The following is a 26,542-nucleotide window of genomic DNA, read 5'->3' on the forward strand; positions in this document are numbered from 1 at the left end:
GCGTTCCGGCGTCGGCACGCTGTGTAAGTCTCGTCTCACCTGCGTAAAAGCGCCCCCGTGCGCCCTTCCCGCCGGCCCCGTCAGCCGTATTGTCTAAGCGTCAAACGCCCCCGGGGTCCGAAGGGGACCCTCCCGAAGGAGCTCTCATGACCGCGCCCGTCGTCCACTCGCTGCGCGAACAGATCCGCGAGCACATCCTGGAAGGGATCATCAGCGGACGCTGGCAGCCGGGCGAGCGGATCGTGGAGCGGCGGATCGCCACGGAGCTGGAGGTCAGCCAGACGCCGGTGCGCGAGGCGCTGCGCGAGCTGGAGTCGCTGCGGCTGATCGAGTCGGCGCCGAACAAGGGCGTGCGGGTGCGGAACCTGACCGCGGCGGACCTGGAGGAGAGCTACCCCGTCCGGGCCGGCCTGGAGGCGATCGCGGCGGAGCTGGCGGCGGACCGGCTGGCGGTGGACTGCTCGGCCCTCGACCCGCACGTCGCCGCGCTGTACGAGGCCGACCGGGCCTCCGACGGGACGGCGCAGGTACGGCACACGGTGGGCTTCCACCGGGAGCTGGTGCGGGCGGCGGGCAACTCGGTGCTGCTGCACACCTGGGAGGGGCTGGGCATCGAGGTGTTCACGGCGCTGTCGATACGGTGGCTGGGGACGGTGCAGCAGTCGTACGCGGAGGAGCACGAGGAGCTGGTCGCGGCGTTCCGCCGCCGGGACCCTCGGATTCCGGAGATCGTGAAGGCCCACGTCCTGGGCTGCGCGCCCCGGGCCTGACCCCCGTTCGCGCAGTTCCCCGCGCCCCTGAAGGGGCGCGGGGCTGTATCGATATGCGGCTCCGCCGCGTGGGCGCGATCAGCCACGACGCACCCGCACCCGCCAGACACCCCGCAACCACCCGAGCTCCACCGCGCTCACCTGCACAAACCCCCAACTTCAAGGTCACTCCGTGCCATCGCCGAAGGCACCCCGTGCCGACTTTCTCGTAATCAAGAGGTTTTGCCCCTCAACCCTTTGATCGATCATCGATCAGGGAGTTACAGTCACGGACGGGCTTGCACCCAAGCCCAGCCCTGTCCTGCCAAAGACCAAGGGCACCCCCGATCCCCTTACCGATGAGGGAACCCCCTTCGACTGAGGAAGGCGGCGACATGACCGACCCCAAAGCCATCCAGCCGAGCGAGCTCGACCAGCTCCCGGACCGCGACCCTGAGGAGACCGCCGAATGGCAGGCCTCCCTGGACGCCGTCACCAAGGCGGCCGGGCCGCACCGTGCCGCGTACCTGATGCGCCGCACACTGGAGCGCGCCGAGGGCGCCGGCCTCGCCCTGCCGAAGCTCCTCGAGACGGACTACGTCAACACCATCCCCACCTCCGCCGAACCCGCCGTTGACGGCGACGAGGCGATGGAGCAGCGGATCACCGCCTGGAACCGCTGGAACGCGGCGGCGATGGTCACCCGCGGCAGCAAGTACGGCGTCGGCGGCCACATCGCCACCTTCGCCTCCGCGGCCTGGCTGTACGAGACCGGCTTCAACCACTTCTTCAAGGGCAAGGAGGGTGACGGCTCCGGCGACCAGCTCTACGTCCAGGGCCACGCCTCCCCCGGCATCTACGCCCGCGCCTTCCTCGACGGCCGCCTGAACGAGGAGCAGCTCGACAACTTCCGCCGCGAGTCCGGCGGCAACGGCCTGCCCTCCTACCCGCACCCGCGCCGTCTGCCCTGGCTGTGGGAGTTCCCCACCGTCTCCATGGGCCTCGGCCCGATCTCCGCGATCTACCAGGCGCGCTTCAACCGCTACCTGACCAGCCGCGGCATCAAGGACCTGAGCAACTCCCACGTGTGGGCGTTCCTCGGCGACGGCGAGATGGACGAGCCGGAGTCCACCACCGCGCTCACCCTCGCCTCCCGCGAGGGCCTGGACAACCTGACCTTCGTCATCAACTGCAACCTGCAGCGCCTCGACGGTCCGGTCCGCGCCAACTTCAAGATCGTGCAGGAGCTGGAGGCCCAGTTCCGCGGCGCCGGCTGGAACGTCGTGAAGTCGCTGTGGGGCACCGCCTGGGACGAGCTGTTCCAGCTCGACACCACCGGCGCCCTCGTACGCCGCCTGCGCGAGGTACCCGACGCGCAGGTCCAGACGTACCAGACCCGCGACGCCGCCTACATCCGCGAGGACTTCTTCAACAAGGACCCGCAGCTCGCCGAGATGGCGAAGCTGCTGTCCGACGACAAGATCCTCGAGTGCTTCCACTACTCGCGCGGCGGTCACGAGTCCCGCAAGGTCTACGCCGCCTACCGCGCCGCGCTCGCCCACAAGGGCGCGCCGACCGTGATCCTGGCCCAGACGGTCAAGGGCCACACCCTCGGCACCGGCTTCGCGTCCAAGAACGCCAACCACCAGATGAAGAAGCTCTCGGTGGACGAGTTCAAGGACATGCGCGACCTGCTCGGCCTGCCGATCAAGGACAGCGACTTCACCGACGGCGTGGTCCCCTACGGCCACCCGGGCGCCGACTCCCCCGAGGTCCGCTACCTCCAGGAGCGCCGGGCGGCCCTCGGCGGTCCCGCCCCGGCCCGCCGCGTGCACCCCCTCGCGCCGCTGCCCGCGCCCGCCGAGAAGGCGTTCGCCTCCTTCGACAAGGGTTCCGGCTCGCAGAGCGTGGCCACCACCATGGCCTTCGTCCGCCTCGTCAAGGACCTGGTCCGCGACAAGGAGACGGGCAAGCGCTGGGTGCCGATCGTCCCCGACGAGGCGCGCACCTTCGGCATGGAGAGCCTCTTCCCGTCCCTGGGCATCTACTCGCCCAAGGGCCAGACGTACGAGCCGGTCGACCGCGACCAGCTGATGTACTACAAGGAAGCCAAGAACGGCCAGATCCTCAACGAGGGCATCACCGAGGCCGGCTCGATGGCCGACTTCATCGCCGCGTCCACCGCGTACGCGACGCACGGCGAGGCGATGATCCCGTTCTACATCTTCTACTCGATGTTCGGCTGGCAGCGCACGGCCGACCAGATGTGGCAGCTCGGCGACCAGCTCGGCCGCGGCTTCCTGGTCGGTGCCACCGCGGGCCGCACCACGCTGACCGGTGAGGGCCTCCAGCACGCGGACGGCCACTCCCCCGCCATCGCGGCGACCAACCCGGCCGCTCTGACGTACGACCCGGCCTTCGCCTACGAGGTCGCGGCGATCGTCAAGGACGGTCTGCGCCGGATGTACGGCGAGGCCGCCCCGGGCGAGGACCCGAACGTCTTCTACTACCTGACGGTCTACAACGAGCCGATGCCGCAGCCGGCCAAGCCGTCCGGCCTCGGTATCGACGAGGGCATCGTCAAGGGCCTGTACCGCTTCAACACGGCGGAGTCCGCGGGCCTGACCCCGGCCGCGAACGCCCCGCGCATCCAGCTGCTGGGCTCCGGCACGGCGATCCACTGGGCGCTGAAGGCGCAGAAGCTGCTCACCGAGGAGTGGGGTGTGGCCGCCGACGTGTGGTCCGCGACCTCCTGGACGGAGCTGCGCCGGGACGCCATGGACGCCGACGCGGCACTGCTGCGCGGCGAGGAGCGGGTGCCGTACGTCCGCCAGGCGCTCCAGGGCGCCGAGGGCCCGGTCCTCGCGGTCTCCGACTACATGCGCCAGGTCCCGGACCAGATCGCGCAGTGGGTCGAGCAGGACTACTCGTCGCTCGGCGCCGACGGCTTCGGCCTGTCGGACACCCGTGAGGCCGCCCGCCGCCACTTCGGCGTCGACGCCGAGTCCATCGTGGTCGCGGCCCTGGCCCAGCTCGCCAAGCGCGGCGAGGTCAAGGCGACGGCCGTGAAGGAGGCGCGCGAGCGCTACGGCCTGTGAGCCCCAGGCACTGAGGAGGCAGGCCCCCGCCACCCACGGCGGGGGCCTGCCTCCTTCTCCTGCATCATGTGGGGATGCGCGCTGCCCGCCTCATCAAGATGGTGCTGCTCCTCCAGTCCCGCCCCACCATGACCGCGGCCGAACTGGCCCGCGAGCTGGAGGTGTCGGAGCGCACCGTGACCCGGGACGCGCAGGCGCTGTCGGAGGCGGGCGTGCCGGTGTACGCCGAGCGGGGCCGGGCCGGCGGCTACCGGCTGATCGGCGGCTACCGCACCCGGCTGACCGGCCTCGCCCGAGGCGAGGCGGAAGCCCTCTTCCTGTCCGGGGTGCCGGGGGCGCTGCGCGAGATGGGCCTGGAGGACGCCGCCTCGGCGGCCCGCCTGAAGGTGTCGGCGGCCCTGCTCCCCTCCCTGAGGGACGCCTCCCGCACAGCGGCCCAGCGGTTCCACCTGGACGCGCCCAACTGGTTCCGGGAGCCCCGGACACCCGAGCTGCTGCCGGCGGTCGCGGACGCGGTCTGGGACGACCGGCGGATCACCGCGCGCTACCGGCGCGGGGAGGACGAGGTCGCCCGCGAGCTGGAGCCGTACGGTCTCGTACTGAAGGCCGGGGCCTGGTACCTGTGCGCGCGGATCGCGCGGACGACGGGCGACGGGCCGTTCCGCGTCTACCGCATCGACCGCTTCACGGCCGCGGAGGCGAGCGAGGAGCGCTTCGAACGGGACGAGTCCTTCGACCTGCCCGCGTTCTGGGCGGAGCGGGCGGAGCAGTTCGCGCGGTCGATCCTGCGGGCCGAGGTCGTACTGCGGCTGTCGCCCCGGGCCGTACGGGCCCTGCCGCACGCCGTCGACGCGCTGTCCGCCCGGGAGGCGCTGGAGACCGCGGGGGCACCCGACGCGGACGGATGGGTGACGGTGACGCTGCCGGTGGAGTCGGAGGAGGTCGCGCACACGCAGCTCCGGGGACTCGGCCCGGAGGCGGAAGTACTGGCGCCGAGTGCGCTGCGGGAACGGTTCGCCCAGGACGCACAACGGTGGGCGAGGTTGTACACACCCCGCACGGACGGCTAGCCGCGTAAGGCTGTCCGCCCGCAGCGGTTGGCGCGTCAACACCGCCCACCCCCGTACCCGACCGATTCCGCGCAGTTCCGAGGACGGCCCCCTCCCCCCGGCGTGGCCCCGACCCACACACAACCGAACGCGCTACCCGCACCCCCACCGAACCCGCGCAGGCGCCGCAGGCACCCCGCACCCACCGCCGGAGGCCCCGGCACATAACGATCCGCCACACTCCACGTGCGCCGCCCCCGCCCAGGCCCGATGCTGGACCCGTGATGGACGAGACGGAGTTCTGGGAGCTGATCGACGCCACCCGGCAGGGCGCCGACGGCGATCCCGAGGACCAGGCCGACCTGCTCGTGGAGCGGCTCCTCGGGCTGGACCCGGACCTGGTGCTGGACTTCGCCCGCCATTTCGAGGCCCGCTACAACCGCGCCTGCACCTGGGACGTGTGGGGCGCCGCGTGGGTGCTGCTCGGCGGCGCGAGCGACGACGCCTTCGACTACTTCCGCTGCTGGCTGATCGGCCAGGGCCGCGAGGTGTACGAGGGCGCGGTGCACGAGCCCGACTCGCTCGCCGAGCTGCTGGACGACTTCGACGAGGAGCTGGACGGCGACGGTGAGGAGCTGGGTTACGCGGCCGACGAGGCGTACGAGCAGCTCACCGGCACCGTCGCCCCCGACCTGGGCATCGCGCCCGCCCCGGCGGAGCCGCGTGGCACCCCGGTCGACCTGGAGGACGACCGGGCCGTGGCCGCCCGGTTCCCGCGCCTGTGGGAGCGGTTCGGTCAGGACTGATCAGCCGGGCCGGCCCTGGAGCCGGGCCGCGGTTTCCCTGATGTCCGGGAGGCGCGCCGTCAGCGCCGCGCCCGGGCAACTGGTCTGGTAGCCCTCGTCGTGGCCGGCGACGGCGGGCAGGGTGGCGGTGGCGCCGGCGGCGTACCGGCTGAGGCCGTTGCTGGAGACCAGGCGGACCTTGCCGCGGGGGTCGCTGCCGGTCCCGCCGAGTTTCCAGGCGGCCAGCGCGGCGATCGCGTCGGTCAGCGCGTCGGGCACGGGCACGCCGGCGGTGAAGGTGCCGAGGGCGGCGATGCCGGTGGTGCGGTGGTTGAAACCCTGGGTGTGGGCGCCGGTGACGGCGCGGTCGATGCCTCCGGCGCGACCCTCGTAGATGGTGCCGCAGCGGTCGACGACGAAGTTGTAGCCGATGTCGTCCCAGTCCCGCCCGCCCGTCTGGCCGGAGTACACGCCGCGGAGGATGGCCGGCACGTCGGCGCAGTCGTAGCCGTTCGGCGTGTCCGTGTGGTGGACGAAGACGGCGAGGACCTTGTCGTCGTAGCGCGGCGGCGGCTGTGCGCGGGCGGCTTCGCCCAGCCAGACCGAGCGGGGCACGACGGGTGGCCGGGGCGCGGTGTACGGGTCGGCGGCGGCCGGCCGGGGGCCCGTGGCGGCGGCCCGTTCCACCCCGTTCGCGCACAGCGCCAGCGCGACGACGGCGGCGAGGCCGGGAAGGCACGCGAGCAGCGCCGGCACCGGGCCCGGCAGAGCCGCCCCGCGCGCCACGCGGGCCACGCCGGGTATGGGAGCCCCACGCCGCCGTCGCCCGGTCCCGCGCCGTCCTCGGATGACACGCATGGTCCCACTGTCCGGCGCATCGGGTCCGCCCGCGACGTGTGCTGTGCCACCTGGTGGAACCATCGTCCCGGTCCCCGACGTTTTCCGGTTGACCCCAGCTGATCACGGGGCCCGTCCGGCACGTACTCAGGGTTCCGGGACCCGGCCGAGGGTCCGGCAGAAAGGCGGCTCGCGTGGACCTGCTCGACATCGTGCTGGTGCTGGTGGTGCTGGCCTACGCGGCCTCCGGCTACCGGCGCGGACTGGTGGCCGGCTGTGTCTCGCTGGCCGGTTTCGTGGGCGGCGCGGTGGTCGGCGTGTGGATCCTGCCGTGGGTGATGGACCTGGTGTCGCCGGGCTCGACGGCGGCGACGGTGACGGCCGTGATCACGGTGCTGCTGCCGGCGGCGGCGGGGCACGAGCTGGCGGGACGGCTGGCGTTGCGGCTGCGCCGGGAGCTGGACGCCGGTCCGTTGCGGGTGGCCGACGGGGTCGGCGGTGCGCTGGCCAACGCCGCGGCCGCGCTGATCGTGGCGTGGGTGGCGGCGAGCGTCCTGGCGGCGTCCTCGTCCTCGCTGCTGACCTCGGCGATCCGTGACTCGACGCTGCTGGGCGCGGTGCACCGGGCGATGCCGGACACCACTCCGGCATGGTTCTCCAGGGCGACGTCCGCGCTGACGGAGGCGGGGTTCCCGCAGGTCTTCAACCCCTTCGAGAACGAGTCGACCGCCCAGGTCGCCGAACCCTCCGGCGACAGTGTCACCGCCGCGGCCACCAACGCGGCCAAGCTCAGCACGGTGAAGGTGGAGGGCGTCGCCGGCAGCCAGGGCCGGGAGGGCAGCGGCTTCGTCTACGCACCCCGGCACGTGATGACCAACGCCCACGTGGTGGCCGGCATCGACGACCCGACCGTTCGCGTCGGCGGGGTGGGACCGGCGTACGAGGCGCGGGTGGTGCTCTTCGACCCGGCCGAGGACGTGGCCGTGCTGTACGTGCCGGACCTGTCCGCGCCCGCGCTGCGGTTCGACGACGACGCGGAGCGCGGCGACGCGGCGGTGGTCGCCGGGTATCCGCAGGACGGCGACCTGGACCTGCGCGCGGCGACGGTGGCGAACCGGATCCGGGCGACCGGCCAGAACATCTACAGCGACGCGAACGTCACCCGCGAGATCTACTCGATCCGCTCCACGGTCCGCCCCGGCAACTCGGGCGGCCCGCTGCTCACCACCGACGGCCGGGTGTACGGCGTGGTCTTCGCCCGCTCCACCTCCGACGCCCGGACCGGGTACGTGCTGACGGCGGACGAGGTGGCCGACGAGGCCCGGCGCGCGGCGGAGGCGACGGAGGCGGTGGACACGGGCGAGCCGGTCTCGTCCTGACCCGCCGCGGGGGGTGGACGCTCAGACCCCGGTCAGCATCTGCCCCATCAGCACGTCGTCGACGTACTGACCGTCGAGGTGGAACTCCTCGGGCTGCACGCCTTCGACGACGAAGCCCTCCGACTCGTAGAGCTTGCGGGCGGCCGTGTTGTGGCCGAGGACCCGCAGGGTGATGCGGCGGAAGCCCTTCTCGCGGGCCTCCTCGACGGCGGCCCGGACCAGGCCCCGTCCCACGCCGTGGCCGCGGGCCACGCCGGCGACGGCGAGGCCGCGGATCTGGCGGACGTGAGTGTTGGAGGCCAGCTCCGTGGGGAGGCCGAGGCGGACGTAGCCGGCGACGGCGCCGTCGAGTTCGGCGACCAGGTGGGCCTCGGGCCCGCAGGTGTCGCGGAAGAAGGGGTCCTCCGGTCCCGGCGGGGGCGAGACGGCGTGCAGGTGGGACCAGGTCTCGAGGTCGATCCGGCGCAGCGGCTGCTCGTCGTCGGACCTGGCGCGGCGTATGTGCGGGGCTGGCATGACGGTCACTGTACGACGCGGGCGCGCGGCCCGGTCCAGCGATTTCCGGGGCCGCCCGGCAGGATGGGCGCATGGACGATGGACGCAAGGACGCGGGGCGTTCCCGGGTCGCGGTGGCCGGCGCGTCCGGCCTGATCGGCGGCGCGCTGGTGCGGTCCCTGACCGCGGACGGCCACGAGGTGGTACGCCTGGTACGGCGGCCGCCCCGGGGCGCGGCCGAGGTGCGCTGGGACCCGGAGGGCGGACGCGTGGACACGGCCGGGCTCGCCGGGTGCGACGCCGTGGTCAACCTGGCCGGCGCCGGGGTGGGCGACCGCCGCTGGACCGACGCGTACAAGACGCGTATCCGCAGCAGCCGGGTGCACGGCACGACGGCGCTGGCCGAGGCCGTCGCCTCGATGGAGCAGCCGCCGCGGGTCTTCCTGAACGGCAGCGGGATCGGCTTCTACGGGGAGACCGGCGACCGGCCGGTGGACGAGGACGCGCCCGCGGGAGAGGGTTTTCTGCCGTCCCTGTGCGTGGAGTGGGAGGCCGCCGCGGCGCCCGCCCGGCACGCGGGCGTACGGACGGTGTTCGCCCGGACCGGTCTGGTCGTCTCCCGCCGGGGCGGGGCGTGGGGCCGGCTCTTCCCGCTCTTCCGGGCGGGGCTCGGCGGGCGGCTGGGCGACGGCTCCCAGTACTGGTCCTTCGTGTCCCTGCACGACGAGGTGGCGGCGCTGCGGCACCTGCTGGACCGGGACGACCTGTCCGGCCCGTTCAATCTGACGGCTCCGCGTCCGGTGACGAACCGTGAGGTCACCGTGGCGATGGGGCGGGTGCTGCACCGCCCGGCGCCGTTCGCGGTGCCGTCGCCGGTGCTGCGCGCGGTGCTGGGCGAGCTGGCGGGCGACGTCCTGGGCAGCGCGCGGGTCCTGCCGAACCGTCTGCTGGCGTCGGGCTTCCGCTTCGCGTTCCCGGAGATCGACGGGGCGATCCGGGCGGCGGTGTGAGCGCCGGCCGCCGCGCACGAGACCGCGAGAGACCACTCACGACCGTGTGAGCCCGTTCGAGCACCATTTGGCCGCCACATGCGACCAGTGTGCGACCGTGCCCTACCCCTGTGCGATTCCCGTTGTCCGTTTCCGGTCCTAACCTCGTGTCGAACTCGGGTATCCCTCAAGCCGGTTGGGGGCATGACGTCTCCAGCGGCCGCGCAACCTCGAGGAGGGGCACGTGCTTGAGCCCGCGTACCAGGCGGACGTCGTCGTCGTGGGGGCCGGGATCGCCGGACTCGCCGCGGCGCATCGGCTGACCAGTGCAGGAGTGACGACCACGGTCCTGGAGGCCGCCCATGCGGTGGGCGGCAGGATGGCGACGGAGAAGGTCGACGGCTTCCGGCTCGACAGAATCGGGCAGTTGCTGCCGACGGCGTGCCCCGAACTGCGGCTCACCCCCGGGCTGGACGGCCTCGCGCTGCTGCCCTTCACCCCCGGGGTGCTGCTGCACAGCGAGGGCCGCCACCACCGGGCGGGCGTCCCCGCGGGGGCCCGGGGCGCAAGGGGCGCACTCCACGCCGTGCGCGCCCTGGCGAGCGCCCCCCGCTCGGTTCCCGCGCCCCGGCGCCCGGTCTCCGCGGTCCGCACTCCCGGAAGGCCCGCCGCCGTTTCCCGCGCCCGGGCGGGCGCCCCGCTGGGCACGGCCGTCGACCAGGCCCGCCTCGGTGCGGCGCTGACCCGCCTGGCCGCCACCCCCGTCGAACGGCTGCTGGCCCGTCCGGAGCTGTCCGCGGCCCAGGCCCTGGCGGTCCGCGGACTGCCGCCCCGCACGATCGACGGCTTCCTGCGCCCGCTGCTCGCCGCCCTGCTGTCCGACCCGGACCTGACCACCTCCAGCCGGTGCGCCGACCTCGTGCTGCGGCAGTTCGCGGGCGGGCGGCTGGGGCTGCCCGAGGGCGGCGCGGAGGCGCTCCCGGAGCTGCTGGCGCGGCGGCTGCCGGCGGGCACCGTGCGCACCGGGGTGCGGGTCACCTCGGTGGCCACGAACGCCGTCACCACCGCCGAGCACGGCGTCATCCGCTGCCGGGCCGTCCTGGTGGCGACCGACGCGCGGGCGGCGGCCGAGCTGCTGCCGGGCCTGAGGGTGCCGGACTTCCACCCGGTGACGGTGGTGCACCACACCACGGACGAGCCGCCGGCGACCGGCGCCGCCCTGCTGCTCGACGCGGACCGCGGGGGCCCGGTCGCCCACACGGCGGTGGTCAGCCACGTGGACCCGTCCCGCGCACCGGTCGGACGGACCCTGGTCTCGTCGACGGTCCTCGGCCCCCGCCCGCCCGACGTCGACACCGCCGTACGCATCCACCTCGCCCGCCTCTACGGCACCCCGACCACCCGCTGGGAGACCCTCGCCGTGTACCACACGCCCGAGGCGGTACCCGCGATGCGCCCGCCGCACGACCCGCGCAGGCCGGTACGGCTGCTGGCCGGCCTGTACGTGTGCGGCGACCACCGCGACTCGAGTGGCGTCCAGGGCGCCCTCCACTCGGGCCACCGGGCCTCGGCGGCGATCCTGACGGACCTGGGGGCGGGGCGGCCGATGCACTCGGCGGAGGCGGTGAGGACGGCGCGGGCGGCGTAGGTCTCCGGGAGACCGGGTGCGGTGCACGACGCCGCCTTGAGCGCGGTGGGCCCTCGCGCACTGCGGAGCGAGGGCCCACCCCGGCCGTCAGGAAACCTGGTCGGCCGTGAACCAGCAGATGTCGATGAAATCGATGGGATCCTCGTGATCCCTCATCTCGAGGGCGACCCGGTCCAGTGCCTCCTGTTTGGAGACGCCCCAGGGGATGACCTCCTCCCCATCCCGCGGACTCATGTCACCGATCCGCACTCCCCGGTCAAGCATGTCGCTGATCAGCTGGAGGGTGACTTCCTGAATCTCGGCCTCACCGCTGCCTTCTCCCGCTGCCTTCTCCGCCGCGTCACGCAGCGGGACGAAGTACATGGGTGACATACGGGCATAGCGCACGAGGTAATCGAGCTCTTTCGCGTAACGAGTGCGCTCCGGCACAGTCGCCACCTCAACCTTTCGCATGGTACCTCTTGAGCCCGAGCTCCTGTTCCAGCTCCTTGGTGAAATCAATCGTCCAGTCTCCGGCGCCGCCACTCGAACTGAAATTGCGGTAATTGATGTTTCCCTGGTCGAGTTTCCACACCTCCACCGCCCCCTTTCCGGGCACGGGCTTCACGAGGTCCGGCTCGCCCAATTCGTCACGGATCTTCGCGGCTACTGCCCTGAGCTCGTCCGGACTGGTCAGGTAGACACCGGCAGAGTCTTCCACACCGATGGGCTTTCCGTCCTTCAGAGCCGCACCCTTGACCTTTCCAAGCCTACCCAGCCGGGAAACGGTGACGGCATCCTGGACTTCTTCCAAGCCCTCCTTAAGGAGCTTTCCGCCCTTCACCACGGGAATGGGCACGATGGCCATCGCGAACATGGTGCACTTGCCGAGCGTGGGGTCCTTGGCGCAGTCCTTCGCGTCATTGAGCCCAGTGACGCTCCAAACCATTTCCTTGATCGTGGGGTCTACCGGGGGGAGCTGGACGGACTCCCCGCGGGAAGCGGCCCCGTACGCGCAGGGTGGCAGGCTGTCCCGGGTGGGGTAGAGGTAGCAGGTGCTCTCGGGCTCCGGCTCCTTCTCCCTTTCCGCCCTGCGCCGCTCCTCGGCCTCCTGCCGAGCTCGGGTCTCCTCGGCCTCACGCAGCTCGACCACTCGGGACCACGCGCCGACCGCGGCGGCCTCCGCCTCGTCGGCGCTCTTGTCCGCGGCGAGAGCCGAGGCGCGTGCCGTGTCAGCCGCCTCGTCCGCCATGGCCGCGGAGGACCGGGCGTAACGGGCGGAGAATTCCGCCTGGGCGGCGGACTCAGCAGCGGCGACGGCGTCCCGTTCGGCCCGGTCGGCCGCCGCGCGCGCGGTGGTGGCCGACTGCCTGGCCTTGGCAGCGCTGCTGGCCGCGGCGTCGGCCGCCTCGTCGGCGTCCACGGCGTACCCCGCGGCCTGGTCGGCGCTCTCCTGCGCCTGCGCCGCGGCCTGGTCCGCTTCCGCGGAGGACTGGTTGGCCTCCGCCGCGGCCTTGGCGGCGAGCCAGCGGTTCTGCTGAGCCTGGGCGGCGATGACGCCGCCCTCGGCGAGCAGTCGCTGGACCTGTGCGACGTGGGTACTCGCGAGCTGGTCCTTGCGGTCGGCCATGTGCTGGCCGACGACGACGAAGTCGTGCAGCTGGTTCGCCGGCCCGGACAGGGCGATCTTCGCCGCCGACTGGACTTCGGGACCCCCGGTGTTGACCAGCTGGCTCGCGGTGACGCGTTCGTCCGCGTTGAGCGCGGTGTACTGCCCTCCGTCGATGAAGTCGAGCAGAGCCCCTGCGCTGCCGTCGGCCAACGCCTTCTCGGCGGCCTCCTTGACCCCTGGGCCGCCGGTGTTGTGGATCCGGGAGACCTCGACCCGGTAGTCCGCGAGCCCGGACTCGTACCGACCGGTCGTGTAGAAGTCGCGGATCTCCTGTTCGGTGCCCGCCAGTGCCTCGGTGGCAGCGGTACGTACCGAGCTGTAGGGGCTGTTGGACGCCAGGTGGGCGACCTGTTGACGGACCTCGTTCCGGTCTGCTTCCTTCCAGCCGGTGCGCAGGTACTCCAGTACGTCGCTGTCGGTGCCGGAGAGTGCCTCGGCCGCGGCCTGCTGGCGCCACGTGCCGAAGTACTTCATGGCGCGAAGTGCCACGGCGCGGCCTTTTCGGGCGAGCGCGGCGGTGTCGGCGTCCGGCCGGGCCGCCTCGGCAGCCAGGGCGGCGGTGTCCTCCGCAATGGCGTGGCCCTCGATCACACTGGCGGACGCTTCGACGGTGAAGACGTCGGTGGTCGCCTTCCTCGTCTTCGCCCTTTCGATCGCGGCGGCGGTCCGTGTGGCGAGGTCTTCGGCCTCGACCTCACGGGCGAGGGCGAACGTCTCCCGTGCGGTGGTCACCGCGGCGGTGGCCGCTTCGGCGGCGACCTTCGCGGCGTTGGCCTGTTTTGTCGCCTCGGCGGCGGCGTCCTGCGCCTCGCCGGCGTGCTTGGCCGCCTCTTCCGCGGCGGTGGCGGCGTTGTTGGCATGGACTGCGGCGGAGTTCGCCGCGTCACGCGCCTCGGCTGCGGCGGTTGCCGACTTGCGGGCCAGCGTCTCGGCCGCGGTGGCGGCACGGTTGGCCTCGGCCGCGTGGCGGCGTGTCTCCGCGGCCGCGGCCCTCGCCTGGGCCGATGAGGCGCCCGCTGCGGCGGCGTAATCGGCCGCGTCGTCGGCCGCGTCTGCGGCGGCGTCCGCGTTGCTGCCCGCACTCTTCGCTGCGACGACCGCGTTGGCGGCGGCCAGCGACGCCTTGCTGGCCTGGTCGGCCGCCTTGCCCGACTCGATCGCCAGATTGGCGGCCGCCCGTGCGGCCTTTGCCATGTCGGCGGCGTGCTGAGCCTTGTTCTTGTCCTTGCCCGCGGCGATCGCCGCGTTGTAGGCGCGGGTCGCGGCGTCGGCGGCGGCGGCCGCGGCGTTGGCGGTCTGGGCGGCGGCCAGAGCCGCGATGCGCGCGGACCGGTTGGCGGCGTTAGCCGCCTCGATCGCCGTCTGCGCGGCGTCGGCGGCGGCGCGCGCGGCGGCGGCGGCCTGCTTGGCCTTCACCGCGGCACGGCCCGCGTCGTCCTTGGCCGCCGCGGTTTCCTCGGCCGCCTTCTGCGCGGCCTGCTTGGCGAGCTCGGACGCGGCGTCGGCCTTGGCAGCCGCTTCCACGGCAGCTTTCGTCGCGTCCTCGGCCTCCTTGCCCGCCTGCTTGGCCTGCTCGGTCAGCTGCGCGATGGTGGCGTGTTCCTGGTCGCGGTTGCGGGCGACGAACTGACCCACTTCGAGGAACTCGACGACATCTCCGTAGGAGCCCTGCAGCGCGAGCTTGGCGGCCGCCTTCACATTCGGACCGCCGCTGTTGTACAGCTTCGAGACCCGTACCCGGTCATCGGCCTGGCGGGCCTCGTACTGCGTCTCCCCGAGGAACTCCTCGACGTCCTCGGCCGTGCCCTGCAGCGCGGACTTGCCGGCCTCCCGCACACCGGGGCCGCCCAGATTGATGACCCGTGAGGCCTCGACTCGCCGGTCCTGCTGATGCGGGGCCTTCCAGCCGCCCTTCAGGAACGCGCGCAGGTCCTCCGGTGTACCCGCCAGTGCCTTCTTGGCCGCCTCCCGCACCGCCGGACCGCCCGCATTGAGAATGCGACTCGTGTCCACCTTGTCGTCGGCCAGTTGCAGGGTGGGCTTGTCGGCGAGGAACTGCTCGACATCCGCCGCGGACCCGACGAGCGCCCGTTCAGCCGCCTCGCGCACACCGGCGCCACCGAAGGTCCAGGCGTGGACGGTCAGCGCGCGAGCGGAATCTGTTGTTCCCGATTCGGTCGCCGCATGCGCGGGGGACGACCCCAGCAGGCCGGCCCCGACCGTACCGACGAGCAGGAGGGCACCAGCTCTCCGGAGCACACTTGCCCGCACCGGCACGCCTCTCGGTCTCATGCCTGCCCGTATGGGACTACTCAATATTTTCACTTACTTCTTCCCGTTTGACTGAAATGCGGCCGCGTCCTGCAGCCAGTGGAGGCAACTGACGTAGTGGAATCACGCGTTGGCATGCGCACTCGCCATGTCGCGGCTACAGAACTGCACTTCACGGCACGTATGCAAGATTCTTACATGTGCTTTACTTCTCCGATGCGGAAGCGAACGGCCGTTCAGCAGACGGGCGTTCATCGAGGAAGGAAACACATGCTGATACCGCGGAACCGCCGAGGGACCATGCCGGGAGCGGCCGGCGTCCTGTTGCTGGGCCTCGGAGGCGTGGCAGTGGCCACCGCGGCGCAGGCGGCACCCCGGTCGGCCGAGTCCGCGGCCCCGGCCGCTACGGACATGCCTTACGCGGTCGAAGACTTCAACTACCCCGGCGCCGACCGAATCCTTGAGGAGCGCGGCATCACCCTGAAGCGGGGTGACGGCCACATCACCCTGGTGCCGTGTACCGACGCCTGGAACATCAAGATCGAGTCGCGTCTGGACAACGGCGGCTACTGCTTCCGCGCGACCGCCAAGTCGGCGTATCTGTCACTCGAGTTGCCCGACGCGTACGGCGTCTGGACCGAGGAGCACCCGGTCGAGGCGACACTGACCGCCGACGGGAAGGAATCCGTCGTCAACGTACCCAGCAATGAGTACCAACCGGTCGGTGAGTCCGGCGACACCGGGCTGCGCTCCGTTCTGGTCGAACTCCGTGTCACCGGCTGACCACACCGGTTGCTCGCTGACGGGCCGACAGGCCCACCAGTGACGCCCTTGCCCACTTGCGAATGATCAGGGAGTCATCGTGCGCCACTTGCGCGCCCGCACGACATTGACCAGTACGCTGCTTGCGACCGCGGTCGTCGGCGGTGTACTTGCCAGTACGAGTGTTCAGGCCGCCACCGGCCCCGCCGTCACCGATGGCGGCTTCGAGTTCGCCGCCCGTCTGCAGATAGGCGACGACCAGCGGGGCTGCTCCGCGGTGCTGATAGCCCCGCAGTGGCTGGCCACCGCCGCGAGCTGCTTCGCCGACGACCTCGGCGCCGGCCAGGTATCGGCAGGCAAGCCCCAGTGGAAGACGACGGCCGTCCTCGGCCCCGCCCCGGGCACCAACAAGCCCGTCGACGTCGTCGAGCTCGTGCCGCGCACCGACCGGGACATGGTGCTGGCCCGGCTCGCCACGCCCGCCACCGGCATCACCCCCGTCCCCCTCGCCACCACCGCGCCCGTCGCGGGCGAGGAACTGACGGTCGTCGGGTACGGGCGGACCAAGGACGAGTGGGCGCCGCTCGCCCGGCACACGGCCGCCTTCACCGTCCAGTCGGTGACCGGCACCACCCTCGCGCTCGACGGCAAGACCGACGACGACGCCATCTGCGCCGGCGACGCCGGCGGCCCCCTGGTGCGGCAGAAAGACGGCAAGTTCGAGCTGGTCGCGCTCGCCAGCCAGTCCTGGCAGGGCGGCTGCTTCGGCTCCGACCCGGCCGAGACCCGCAACGAGGCCGTCTCCCCGCGCCTGGACAACATCAACGGCGGCAACACCCTCACCCCCGGCTCCGTGATGCGGGCCGGTGACAGCCTCGTCTCCAACGCCGCCCGCCTGACCCTGCGGGCCGACGGCGATCTGGTCGTCGTCTCCAACGCGGGCCAGACGCTGTGGTCGACCGGCACCGCGGGCCACCCCGGCGCCACCGCCCGCTTCACCGGCACCGGAAACCTCACCGTCGTCGACGCCGACGGCAGCACCGTGCTGTGGGAGTCGAAGACCACCGCCGCCGGCGGCAAGGCCGTTCTCCAGGACCGCGGCAACTTCGTCGTCCACGACGCCCAGGGCGCCTCCCAGTGGGCCGCCGGCACCGTCGTCCGCCACGACTACAACGGCGACGGCCGCAGCGACCTGGCCAACTGGTACGACTACGGCGACGGCCACGACGAGATCCACGCCTTCCTCGCCAAGGCCGACGGCGGCTTCGACAGCCCGGTGCACGGCTGGGAGACCGCGGCCGGCAACTACTGGGCCGAGAACATGAAGCGCTTCACCGGCGACTTCAACGGCGACGGCCGCGGCGACGTCGCCGCCTTCTACGGCTACAGCAACGGCGACGTCGGCCTGATCACCTGGCTCGGCCAGGACGGCGGCCACTTCGGCGGCTCGCTGCACTCCTGGAAGGACACCGACGGCTGGAACTTCGACCGCATGACCGTCAACTCCGGTGACTTCGACGGCGACGGCCGCGACGACGTCGCCGTCTGGTACGACTACGCCGACGGCAGCGACAAGCTCCACACCTTCCTCGCCAAGGCCGACGGCGGCTTCGCCAGCCCCTTCTCGTCCTTCACCCGGACCGAGGGCTGGACGGCCTCCAGCATGAAGTTCGCCACCGGCGACTACAACGGAGACGGCCGCGACGACCTCGCCGCCCTCTACGGCTACTCCACCGGTGAGGTCAAGCTCATCACCTTCCCGACCACGCCCGACGGCGGCTTCGACAACACGGCCGTCCACGGCTGGAGCAGCACCGGCTGGAACTTCGACGCCGCCAGCGTCCACTCCGGCGACTTCGACGGCGACGGCCGCGACGACCTGGCCGCCTGGTACGACTACGGCGACGGCCACGACGCCGTGATCGGCTTCACCGCCGACGCCGCCGGCAAGTTCGGCAACCGTACCGAGCTGTGGAACACCGCGGCCGGGAACTACACACGCGACCAGATGAAGATCGTCACCGGTGACTACGACGGCGACGGCCGCGACGACCTCGCCACCCTCTACGGCTACTCGGACGGCCGGGTGAAGACCATCACCTGGACCGCCAAGGCCGACGGCACCCTCAACTCCCCGCTGCACAGCTGGGAGGCCACGGACGGCTGGAACTTCGACCGCATGCACGCGATCGAGCGCTACAACAACCCTGCCTGATCCCATTCGAGCGGCCCGTGGGCCCGCTGCCCCGCCGCCCCCGGCGGAGCAGCGGGCCCGCGGGCGTTGCGGCCGGTGTGCGGCCGGTGTGCGGCCGGTGTGCGGCCGCCCAGCTCTACCCCAGCGCCGCGACCTTGTCGCGGTACCCCCGTACCGGTGCCGCGTCCCTGTACGGCTCCAGCCGCCGTTCGAAGTCGCGGACGTACTCCGCCGCCCGCGCCGACCTCATCTCGGCCGCCTGTCCGGCCGCCTCGGCGGCCAGCTGGCAGGCCTGGTCGAGTTCGCCCAGGCCGAGGCGGGCCGTGGCGAGGACCACCCGGCAGAAGAGCCTGCTGCGCGCGTACACGGGGGCGCGCAGCAGCAGCGAGCGTTCCGCGTACTGGGCGGCGGCCCGGAACTGCTGGAGGTCGCGGTGGCAGTGCCCGAACTCGTCGGCGAGCTGCGCCTCGTCGAAGAAGCGGGCCCAGTGCGGCACCTCGTCGCCGGGCCGGGCGGCCTCCAGGGCACGCTCGGCCCGGACCAGCGAGGCGGTGCAGGCCCGCACCTCGCCGAGGACGCCGTGCGCCCGTGCCTCGGCGGCGTGCAGCAGCGTCTGCACGACCGGCGGCGCGGAGGTCCCGACCCCCTGCTGCGCCACCCGCGCGAGCTGCACGGCCTCGCGCCCGTGCCCCAGGTAGACGGCCTGGCGGCTCATGGTCACCAGCACGTACGAGCCGTACGCCCGGTCCCCGGCCGCCTGCGCGAGCCGCAGCGCCTGGACGAAGTAGCGCTGGGCGAGGCCGTGCGCGGCGATGTCGTACGACGTCCAGCCCGCGAGCCGGGTCAGGTCGGCGGCGGCGGCGAACAGCCGGCGGCCGGTCTGCTCGCCGTAGGTGCCGCGCAGCATCGGCTCCAGCTCGTGCTCCAGGTACCGCACCAGGGCCTGCCGGGCGTGCCCGCCGCCGTACCGGTCGTCCAGGCTGCGGAACAGCTCGCCGACCGAGCGCAGCGCGGCGAGGTCGCCGCCGGTGACCTTCTGGCCGGGGCCGCGGTCGGCGGACGGCGCGCGCCTGCGGGCCGGGTCGAGCGGCACGGGCCCCCTGGGCATCGCGGGGCGGCCCTGTGCGGGGATGCGGACGGGCACCTCGGCGCGGGCCACCTTCTCGTCGGCCCGCCCGATCAGCCAGTCCCGGCTGGGCACGACCAGCCCGGCCGGCGTGAAGGCGATCTTGCGCAGCTCGGCGTGGCTGCCGGAGTCCTTGCGCCACAGCCCGCCGACGATGTCGACGGCCTCCTCCGGGGTGGCGGCGAACTCCAGCCCCGCGTAGACGGGCGCGCAGGCGTCGAGGCCGAGGTCCTGCGCGCTGAGGCGTCGGCCGAGGCGCCGGGTGAAGACCTCGGCGATCAGCGCCGGGGTGGTGCCGCGGGGCTGCTGGCCGCGCAGCCACCGGGTGACGGACGTCTTGTCGTATCTCAGGTCCAGGCCGTGTTCGAGTCCCAGCTGGTCGACGCGACGCGCGAGACCCGCGTTCGAGAACCCCGCTTCGGCGATGAGCGCGGCGAGCTGGCGGTTGGGGGTGCGCTGCGCGGGTCGTTCCGTCATGGTGCGGTGCGGTCTCCTGCCTTCCGGGCGTTCGATGTGCCCGGAGCGCCTGTGAGCAGCCCTTATGGCCTCGTGAACGGCGCGAATGTAGCGGAGAGTAAGCACCCGATCGCACACTTCGACCGGCATTCATCCGATCGTGTGAGGATTGCCCGCCCGGCTGACGACGCATGGACGGTCGTACAGTGGCGTGGGCACGCTTCGTGCCTTACGACCTTCCGGGGAGGCATTGCCGTGAGTGAGCTGCGGTTCGTCCGAATGGGGTTCGGTGCCGATCGCGTCGAGTACCAGGAGGCGTGGGACGAGCAGCGCCGGGTGCACGCCGCGCGGTTCGCCGACGAGCTCCCCGACACCGTGCTGCTCCTCGAACACCCGCCGGTCTACACCGCCGGCCGGCGCACCGAGGACAGCGAGCGTCCGCTGGACGGCACGCCGGTGATCGACGTGGACCGCGGCGGCAAGATCACCTGGCACGGGCCGGGCCAGCTGGTGGGCTACCCGATCCAGAAGCTCCCGCGCCCGGTGGACGTGGTGGCGCACGTGCGGCGGCTGGAGGACGCCCTGATCCGCACCTGCGCGGAGTTCGGCGTGGAGACCAGCCGGGTGGAGGGCCGCAGCGGGGTGTGGATCCTCGGCGACCCGGTCGAGCGGCGCCCCGCGCTCGGCGGACTCTCCCTGGACTTCGACCCGCGCCTGACGGACGAGGAGTTCGACCCCCGTCTGAACGGCCCCGACTACGCCCCGTCCAACGCCGGCCAGCGCCGCGAGGACCGGAAGATCGCCGCGATCGGCATCCGGGTGGCGAAGGGCGTCACCATGCACGGCTTCGCCCTGAACGTGAACCCGGACAACAAGTGGTTCGACCGGATCATCCCCTGCGGCATCCGTGACGCGGGCGTCGCCTCGCTGGCGGGCGAGCTGGGCCGCGACGTGACCATCGAGGAGGTCCTGCCGGTGGCGGAGCGCCACCTGCGGGACGTTCTGGAGAACGCGGAACTGAAGCCGCGGGTGATCGAGAAGGCCCCGGCGGCATGAATGCAGCGCCGGGGGCATAAACCCAGCCCGTCCTGGGGGTCCCCCCGCTCGAGCGAAGCCGAGAGTGGGGGAGTTTGAGGACGAGGCCCGTTCAGGGCCGAAGCGGGGGCCTGGGGGCGGCAGCCCCCAGCAAGGCCAGCACCCTCGCCGGGCATCAAAACAACGGGCGTACCCTGAAGGTCGCCGAAGAATCAATCGCTAGGGAGCCGGTCGTGTCCGCAGTCGCACCCGACGGACGCAAGATGCTGCGCCTGGAGGTCCGCAACAGCCAGACCCCCATCGAGCGCAAGCCCGAGTGGATCAAGACCCGGGCGAAAATGGGCCCCGAGTACACCAAGATGCAGAACCTCGTGAAGAGCGAGGGCCTGCACACGGTCTGCCAGGAAGCGGGCTGTCCCAACATCTACGAGTGCTGGGAGGACCGCGAGGCGACCTTCCTCATCGGCGGCGACCAGTGCACCCGGCGCTGCGACTTCTGCCAGATCGACACCGGCAAGCCCGAGGCGCTCGACCGCGACGAGCCCCGCCGCGTCGGCGAGTCCGTGGTCACCATGGACCTGAACTACGCCACCATCACCGGCGTCGCCCGCGACGACCTCCCGGACGGCGGCGCCTGGCTGTACGCGGAGACGGTGCGCCAGATCCACCAGCAGACGGCGGACCGCGAGGCCGGCCGGACCAAGGTGGAGCTGCTCGCCCCCGACTTCAACGCGGTACCGGAGCTCCTGCGGGAGGTCTTCGACTCCCGCCCCGAGGTCTTCGCGCACAACGTCGAGACGGTCCCGCGCATCTTCAAGCGCATCCGCCCCGGCTTCCGCTACGAGCGCTCGCTGAAGGTCATCACGGACGCCCGCGACTACGGCCTGGTCACCAAGTCCAACCTGATCCTCGGCATGGGCGAGACCCGCGAGGAGATCAGCGAGGCCCTGAAGGAACTGCACGAGGCCGGCTGCGAGCTGATCACCATCACGCAGTACCTGCGCCCGTCCGTGCGCCACCACCCCGTGGAGCGCTGGGTCAAGCCGCAGGAGTTCGTGGAGCTGAAGGAGGAGGCCGAGCAGATCGGCTTCTCCGGCGTGATGTCGGGCCCGCTGGTGCGATCCTCGTACCGCGCCGGGCGGCTCTACCAGATGGCCATGGAGCAGCGCCGGACCGCCACCGTCTGATCCGCCCGCCGGACCGCCGTCCGGCGACCGTGTGAATTCACGCACAAGCTGCTACTGGCCAGTAATGGCCGATATTCCGCGGCCCCGACCGTCCTCGCAGATGAGGGCACCGGTCGGGGCCGCGGCGTCGTCGAGGCTCCCGGCATCGCGGCTTCATGTCCGTTTGACCGGCGGGTCACGCCCTGGTAACACCAATCAGTGACCCTGGTATCACGCCACGTACACCCGTCTCCGTACCCGGAGCCGTACCGAGGGGGGACCTCCACGATGCAGGCCGCGCCCGTTCGCGCCACCGTCGTCCGCGCCACCGCCATCCCGTCGTTCACCACCGCCCTGCGGGCCGTCGAGTCGCTGCTGATGAGCGGCGGTCAGCGCACTGCCCGGCGCAACGCGTGGACCTCCGTGCTGGAGGACCGCCGCCGCGCCAAGGACCGGATCGAGACGGAGCGCGTACTGCGGCAGTCCGTCGCCGGCCGCCCCTGATCCAGGCCCCGGCCGTCCCGCCCACCCGCACGCCGGGCACTGCCGTCGTCGGCGCTCGGCGGGGCACGTAGACTTCGTGCCATGGCGAGGAAGGAACCTGCAGCGGACGCTGCGAACCCCGGGCGACTGAAGCAGATCGCTCTGACCTACAAGATGACCCGCAAGGCCGACAAGAAGATCGGTCTTGTACTCGCGGGTGTCGGCATCGTCGTCTTCGGTGTCCTCCTCGCGATCGGTTTCCTGGTCGGTCACCCCATCTATCTCGGCATCCTGGGCGTGCTGCTCGCCTTCCTCGCGACGGCGATCGTCTTCGGGCGCCGGGCCGAGCGGGCGGCCTTCGGCCAGATGGAGGGCCAGCCCGGCGCGGCCGCGGCCGTACTGGACAACGTCGGCCGGGGCTGGACGACGACGCCCGCGGTGGCGATGAACCGCAACCAGGACGTGGTGCACCGCGCGGTGGGCAAGGCCGGCATCGTGCTGGTCGCGGAGGGCAACCCGAACCGGGTGAAGTCCCTCCTCGCCGCCGAGAAGAAGAAGATGAACCGCATCGTCTCCGACGTGCCCGTGCACGACCTGATCGTGGGCACCGGCGAGGGCCAGGTCGAGCTGAAGAAGCTGCGCACGACCATGCTCAAGCTCCCCCGCGTGCTGTCCGGCCCGCAGGTCACCGTGACCAACGACCGGCTGCGCGCCCTGGGCGACCTGATGAGCAACATGCCGCTCCCCAAGGGCCCGATGCCGAAGGGTATGCGCATGCCCAAGGGCGGCAACCCCAGACAGCGCTGACCTCGCGACCCACGGCAACGCGCCGGTACGGCGATGGGGGCACCCGGACTGATCCGGGTGCCCCCATCGCCGTACCGGCGTCGTCGTGCCTCAGACTCGTACTTCCACGGTGCGCGCCACCCGGTCGTGCAGGCCGCGACCGTCGCGGTCCCAGATCAGGGCCGGGACGGCGACGCAGAGCAGGACCGAGCGCAGCAGGGCGCGCAGCGGGCTCGGGCGGCCCGTGCTCAGCTCGACCACGCGCAGGCCGAACAGGCGCTTGCCCGGGGTGAAGCCGATCGTGCCGACGGTCAGCACGCTCAGCACGAAGAAGATCAGCAGGGCCCAGTTGCTGGTCGCCTGGCCGTAGCCGTCCGTGATCAGGCCGTATGCGATCAGGAGGCACAGGGCCCAGTCGACGGCCAGGGCGCCGATCCGCCGGCCGGGGCGGGCGATCGAGCCCGGGCCCTCCTCGGGCAGACCGAGCTGTTCGCCCCGGTACCCGAGGTCCGCGCCGGACTCCTCGATGGCGGCACGCGGCCCGGAAAGCCACGATCCGATTGCTTGCCTGTTGTCCACCCGTCCACGGTACTGCGCCCCTGGACGCCCCACGGACGGAGGGTGCGCGAAGGGCGGCCGGGAGGGGCGCACGGCGGGGTGTGCCGGGCCCGCATGAGGCCTACGCTGGAACGGAGCCGGTTAACTTCTGCGAAACAAATGGGTCACGCCCGAGAAATCACCCGTCCCTAGGGTCGAGGAAGCGTGTGCCACCCGCACTGGCCGCACGAACGATCTACCACCCCGGCGGGACGGTCGGGAGTAGGAGGAGCTGGATGTTCCAGAACGCCGACGACGCCAAGAAGTACATCGCGGACGAGGACGTCAAGTTCGTCGACGTCCGGTTCTGCGACCTGCCGGGCGTCATGCAGCACTTCACGTTGCCCGCCGCGGCGTTCGACCCCGACGACGAGCAGGCCTTCGACGGCTCCTCGATCCGCGGCTTCCAGGCCATCCACGAGTCGGACATGTCCCTGCGCCCCGACCTGTCGACCGCGCGCATCGACCCGTTCCGCCGGGACAAGACCCTCAACATCAACTTCTTCATCCACGACCCGATCACGGGCGAGCAGTACTCCCGCGACCCGCGGAACGTGGCGAAGAAGGCCGAGGCCTACCTCGCCTCCACCGGCATCGCCGACACGGCGTTCTTCGGCCCGGAGGCGGAGTTCTACGTCTTCGACTCCGTCCGCTTCTCCACCAGCGCGAACGAGTCCTTCTACCACATCGACTCCGAGGCCGGCGCCTGGAACACCGGTGCGCTGGAGGACAACCGCGGCTACAAGGTCCGCTACAAGGGCGGCTACTTCCCGGTCCCGCCGGTCGACCACTTCGCCGACCTGCGCGCCGAGATCTCCCTGGAGCTGGAGCGGTCCGGCCTCCAGGTCGAGCGCCAGCACCACGAGGTGGGCACCGCCGGCCAGGCCGAGATCAACTACAAGTTCAACACGCTGCTCGCCGCGGCCGACGACCTCCAGCTCTTCAAGTACATCGTGAAGAACGTGGCCTGGAAGAACGGCAAGACCGCGACCTTCATGCCGAAGCCGATCTTCGGCGACAACGGCTCGGGCATGCACGTCCACCAGTCGCTGTGGTCGGGCGGCGAGCCGCTCTTCTACGACGAGCAGGGCTACGCCGGCCTGTCGGACACCGCGCGCTACTACATCGGCGGCATCCTCAAGCACGCCCCGTCGCTGCTGGCCTTCACCAACCCGACGGTGAACTCCTACCACCGCCTGGTCCCGGGCTTCGAGGCGCCGATCAACCTGGTGTACTCGCAGCGCAACCGTTCCGCCGCGATGCGCATCCCGATCACCGGGTCGAACCCGAAGGCCAAGCGCGTCGAGTTCCGCGCGCCGGACGCCTCCGGCAACCCGTACCTGGCCTTCTCGGCCCTGCTCCTGGCGGGCCTGGACGGCATCAAGAACAAGATCGAGCCGGCCGAGCCGATCGACAAGGACCTCTACGAGCTCGCTCCCGAGGAGCACGCCAACGTGGCCCAGGTCCCGACCTCCCTCGGTGCCGTCCTCGACCGCCTGGAGAGCGACCACGAGTTCCTCCTCCAGGGCGACGTGTTCACGCCGGACCTGATCGAGACGTGGATCGACTTCAAGCGCGCGAACGAGATCGCGCCGCTGCAGCTGCGTCCGCACCCGCACGAGTTCGAGATGTACTTCGACGTGTGATCGTCCTCGACCGCCCCGCGGTCCGTCCGGCGCCCCTCGTCCCCGTTCCCGGGGGCGGGGGGCGCCGTCGTCGGACCGGTCGTTGGCCGAAAAGCTTCACAGGGGAGACCCGGCCCGGGATCATAGACACTGAGACTGTTGTTCGAGTCAGGGGACGGGGAGAGGCACCGGACATGTCCGAGCGGGACGACGAGGAACGCGAGTTCGACATCAAGTGGGCGGACGGCGCCGAGCACAAGGAGCCCTCCGCACGTGCCCGGATGCTCGCCGCGCGCTGGAAGGAGAACCCTCCCGGCCCGGTCCCCTTCCGCGCCGACCCCGACCACGTGGGCTCACGGCGCCGGTCGTCGTGGGTGTCCACCGCCGTGGTCCTCGGCTGCGTCGCCGCGGTGATCGTGCTGCTCGGCTACATCAACTTCCGGGCGCCCTACTAGGACAGCCCTCGGCCGTCGGTCTCAGCGGAACGCGGCGACGTTGCGGGCGGCCCAGTCGGCGAAGGGGCGTGGGGCGCGGCCGAGGACGCGCTCGACGTCCGGGCTGACGCGCAGTTCGGCCGGGCTCGGGTTGCCGACGATGTCCAGGGTGTCGTCGGCGAGTTCCGCCGGCATGCTTTGGGCCATGGCGGTCCTGGCCTCGTCGCGGGTCAGCTCGTGGAACGCCACGGGTTCGCCCAGCGCTGCCGCGAGGGCCTCCGTCTGCCCGCGCGGAGTGATCACCTCCGGGCCGGTCAACTCGTATGCGCCGCCGGTGTACCGGTCCTCCAGCAGGCAGGCCGCCGCCACTGCCGCGATGTCGTCCGGGTCGATCACCGGCACCCCGGTGTCGCCGAAGGGCGCCGCGACGACCCGCCGCGCACGGACGGACTCGGCCCACCACAAGGCGTTGGAGGCGAAGCCGCCCGGTCGCAGCACGGCCCACTCCAGGCCGGACTCCCGCACCGTGTCCTCCAGCTCGCGCATCGCGATCCGCGTCGCCCCGAAGGGCCTGGTCACCACGCCGAGCGTGGAGAGCAGGACGATGCGGCGGACCCCGCTGTCCACGGCCTCGGCGACGATGTCGGCGGGGTGGGCGCCGAGGGCGTGCAGATCGCCGGAGAGCAGCAGGAACAGTGACTTCGCCCCGGCCAGCGCGGGCCGCAGGCCGGCCGGCTCGGCGAGGTCGGCCACCTGGTGGCGGACGCCGTCCGGCACCGCCGCCGGGTGCCGGGACACCGCCGTCACCTGCTCGCCCGCCTCCGCCAGCGCCCGCGTCAGCGGCCGGCCGATGTTCCCGGTCGCCCCGGTCACCACGATCATGATCAGCTCCTTGTCGGATGTGCTCTGAGGGCGCTCACGCTAGGA

The 26,542-nt window shown here is 72.0% G+C and carries 22 protein-coding genes; 15 read left to right on the forward strand and 7 right to left on the reverse strand.

All coding sequences use genetic code 11. The annotated features are described in order from the left end of the window. The first annotated feature begins 146 nt into the window (after nt 1–146). From AMK11_RS02035 to AMK11_RS02050, 4 genes are all read left to right on the forward strand, one after another. Nucleotides 147–770 (forward strand): GntR family transcriptional regulator, encoded by a 624-nt coding sequence (locus tag AMK11_RS02035; protein WP_073722246.1) that lies wholly within the window; start codon nt 147–149, stop codon nt 768–770. 374 nt (nt 771–1,144) lie between these two features. Next, nucleotides 1,145–3,847, forward strand: a complete 2,703-nt coding sequence (gene aceE / locus AMK11_RS02040) for a pyruvate dehydrogenase (acetyl-transferring), homodimeric type (RefSeq protein ID WP_073722248.1) — start codon at nt 1,145–1,147, stop codon at nt 3,845–3,847. 74 nt (nt 3,848–3,921) lie between these two features. Further along, nucleotides 3,922–4,917, forward strand: coding sequence for a helix-turn-helix transcriptional regulator (locus AMK11_RS02045; protein ID WP_073722250.1), 996 nt, complete (start codon nt 3,922–3,924; stop codon nt 4,915–4,917). Between the two features lie 263 nt (nt 4,918–5,180). Beyond that, nucleotides 5,181–5,702 (forward strand): DUF4240 domain-containing protein, encoded by a 522-nt coding sequence (locus tag AMK11_RS02050; protein ID WP_073722252.1) that lies wholly within the window; start codon nt 5,181–5,183, stop codon nt 5,700–5,702. Here the strand turns inward: AMK11_RS02050 and AMK11_RS02055 are convergent, their stop codons facing one another. Beyond that, a complete protein-coding gene (locus tag AMK11_RS02055; protein WP_073723862.1) occupies nt 5,703–6,437 on the reverse strand; it encodes a peptidoglycan recognition protein family protein in 735 nt (244 codons plus the stop codon). A 275-nt stretch (nt 6,438–6,712) separates the two neighbouring features. Here AMK11_RS02055 and AMK11_RS02060 point away from each other — a divergent pair, with 275 nt between their 5' ends. After that, complete coding sequence (locus AMK11_RS02060; RefSeq protein WP_073722255.1) at nt 6,713–7,897, forward strand: MarP family serine protease; 1,185 nt, start codon at nt 6,713–6,715, stop codon at nt 7,895–7,897. Nucleotides 7,898–7,918: 21 nt separating this feature from the next. On the opposite strand, the gene AMK11_RS02065 is transcribed toward AMK11_RS02060, so the two are convergent. Continuing rightward, complete coding sequence (locus AMK11_RS02065) at nt 7,919–8,413, reverse strand: GNAT family N-acetyltransferase (protein ID WP_073723864.1); 495 nt, start codon at nt 8,411–8,413, stop codon at nt 7,919–7,921. A 71-nt stretch (nt 8,414–8,484) separates the two neighbouring features. Between AMK11_RS02065 and AMK11_RS02070 the strand changes: the two genes are divergently transcribed. Together AMK11_RS02070 and AMK11_RS02075 are read left to right on the forward strand one after the other, a co-directional pair. After that, complete coding sequence (locus tag AMK11_RS02070) at nt 8,485–9,402, forward strand: TIGR01777 family oxidoreductase (protein ID WP_073722257.1); 918 nt, start codon at nt 8,485–8,487, stop codon at nt 9,400–9,402. 223 nt (nt 9,403–9,625) lie between these two features. Continuing rightward, nucleotides 9,626–11,029 carry an NAD(P)/FAD-dependent oxidoreductase gene (locus AMK11_RS02075; RefSeq protein WP_073722259.1) on the forward strand — a complete coding sequence of 468 codons (1,404 nt, stop codon included), beginning with the start codon at nt 9,626–9,628 and terminating at the stop codon, nt 11,027–11,029. An 87-nt stretch (nt 11,030–11,116) separates the two neighbouring features. Here the strand turns inward: AMK11_RS02075 and AMK11_RS02080 are convergent, their stop codons facing one another. Both AMK11_RS02080 and AMK11_RS36630 read right to left on the reverse strand, forming a co-directional pair. Beyond that, nucleotides 11,117–11,482, reverse strand: coding sequence for a hypothetical protein (locus tag AMK11_RS02080; protein WP_143194557.1), 366 nt, complete (start codon nt 11,480–11,482; stop codon nt 11,117–11,119). Continuing rightward, nucleotides 11,469–14,957: an ALF repeat-containing protein gene (locus AMK11_RS36630; protein WP_158070963.1), complete on the reverse strand. Its 3,489-nt coding sequence runs from the start codon at nt 14,955–14,957 to the stop codon at nt 11,469–11,471. Before AMK11_RS36630 ends, AMK11_RS02080 begins: the two co-directional genes overlap by 14 nt. Nucleotides 14,958–15,221: 264 nt before the next feature. Here AMK11_RS36630 and AMK11_RS02130 point away from each other — a divergent pair, with 264 nt between their 5' ends. Both AMK11_RS02130 and AMK11_RS02135 read left to right on the forward strand, forming a co-directional pair. Next, nucleotides 15,222–15,734, forward strand: a complete 513-nt coding sequence (locus AMK11_RS02130) for a hypothetical protein (RefSeq protein WP_241846880.1) — start codon at nt 15,222–15,224, stop codon at nt 15,732–15,734. Nucleotides 15,735–15,813: 79 nt separating this feature from the next. Then, nucleotides 15,814–17,928, forward strand: coding sequence for an FG-GAP-like repeat-containing protein (locus AMK11_RS02135; protein WP_073722263.1), 2,115 nt, complete (start codon nt 15,814–15,816; stop codon nt 17,926–17,928). A 115-nt stretch (nt 17,929–18,043) separates the two neighbouring features. Here AMK11_RS02135 and AMK11_RS02140 read toward each other — a convergent pair whose 3' ends face one another. Beyond that, nucleotides 18,044–19,510, reverse strand: coding sequence for a regulator (locus AMK11_RS02140; RefSeq protein ID WP_073722265.1), 1,467 nt, complete (start codon nt 19,508–19,510; stop codon nt 18,044–18,046). A gap of 234 nt (nt 19,511–19,744) precedes the next feature. Between AMK11_RS02140 and lipB the strand changes: the two genes are divergently transcribed. The 4 genes from lipB (at nt 19,745) to AMK11_RS02160 (ending at nt 22,980) form a co-directional block, all read left to right on the forward strand. Next, complete coding sequence (gene lipB / locus AMK11_RS02145; RefSeq protein ID WP_073722267.1) at nt 19,745–20,545, forward strand: lipoyl(octanoyl) transferase LipB; 801 nt, start codon at nt 19,745–19,747, stop codon at nt 20,543–20,545. 212 nt (nt 20,546–20,757) lie between these two features. Next, the gene (gene lipA, locus AMK11_RS02150) at nt 20,758–21,711 is read left to right on the forward strand and encodes a lipoyl synthase (protein WP_073722269.1); all 954 of its coding nucleotides are present in this window, start codon (nt 20,758–20,760) and stop codon (nt 21,709–21,711) included. Nucleotides 21,712–21,978: 267 nt separating this feature from the next. Continuing rightward, entirely contained in the window at nt 21,979–22,194 is a 216-nt protein-coding gene (locus tag AMK11_RS02155) for an SCO2195 family GlnR-regulated protein (protein ID WP_073722271.1), read from the forward strand. 81 nt (nt 22,195–22,275) lie between these two features. Beyond that, nucleotides 22,276–22,980 carry a DUF4191 domain-containing protein gene (locus tag AMK11_RS02160; protein ID WP_073722273.1) on the forward strand — a complete coding sequence of 235 codons (705 nt, stop codon included), beginning with the start codon at nt 22,276–22,278 and terminating at the stop codon, nt 22,978–22,980. A gap of 90 nt (nt 22,981–23,070) precedes the next feature. Here the strand turns inward: AMK11_RS02160 and AMK11_RS02165 are convergent, their stop codons facing one another. After that, the gene (locus tag AMK11_RS02165) at nt 23,071–23,538 is read right to left on the reverse strand and encodes an RDD family protein (RefSeq protein ID WP_073722275.1); all 468 of its coding nucleotides are present in this window, start codon (nt 23,536–23,538) and stop codon (nt 23,071–23,073) included. 254 nt (nt 23,539–23,792) lie between these two features. On the opposite strand from AMK11_RS02165, the gene glnA reads away from it, so the two are divergent. Together glnA and AMK11_RS02175 are read left to right on the forward strand one after the other, a co-directional pair. Further along, nucleotides 23,793–25,202, forward strand: coding sequence for a type I glutamate--ammonia ligase (glnA, locus tag AMK11_RS02170; RefSeq protein ID WP_073722277.1), 1,410 nt, complete (start codon nt 23,793–23,795; stop codon nt 25,200–25,202). 173 nt (nt 25,203–25,375) lie between these two features. Continuing rightward, nucleotides 25,376–25,636: an SCO2583/SCO2584 N-terminal domain-containing protein gene (locus AMK11_RS02175; RefSeq protein WP_073722279.1), complete on the forward strand. Its 261-nt coding sequence runs from the start codon at nt 25,376–25,378 to the stop codon at nt 25,634–25,636. A gap of 21 nt (nt 25,637–25,657) precedes the next feature. Here AMK11_RS02175 and AMK11_RS02180 read toward each other — a convergent pair whose 3' ends face one another. Further along, the gene (locus tag AMK11_RS02180) at nt 25,658–26,497 is read right to left on the reverse strand and encodes an SDR family oxidoreductase (RefSeq protein ID WP_073722281.1); all 840 of its coding nucleotides are present in this window, start codon (nt 26,495–26,497) and stop codon (nt 25,658–25,660) included. Nucleotides 26,498–26,542 lie beyond the last annotated feature (45 nt).

This window comes from Streptomyces sp. CB02414 (assembly GCF_001905385.1).
Classification (GTDB): Bacteria; Actinomycetota; Actinomycetes; order Streptomycetales; family Streptomycetaceae; genus Streptomyces.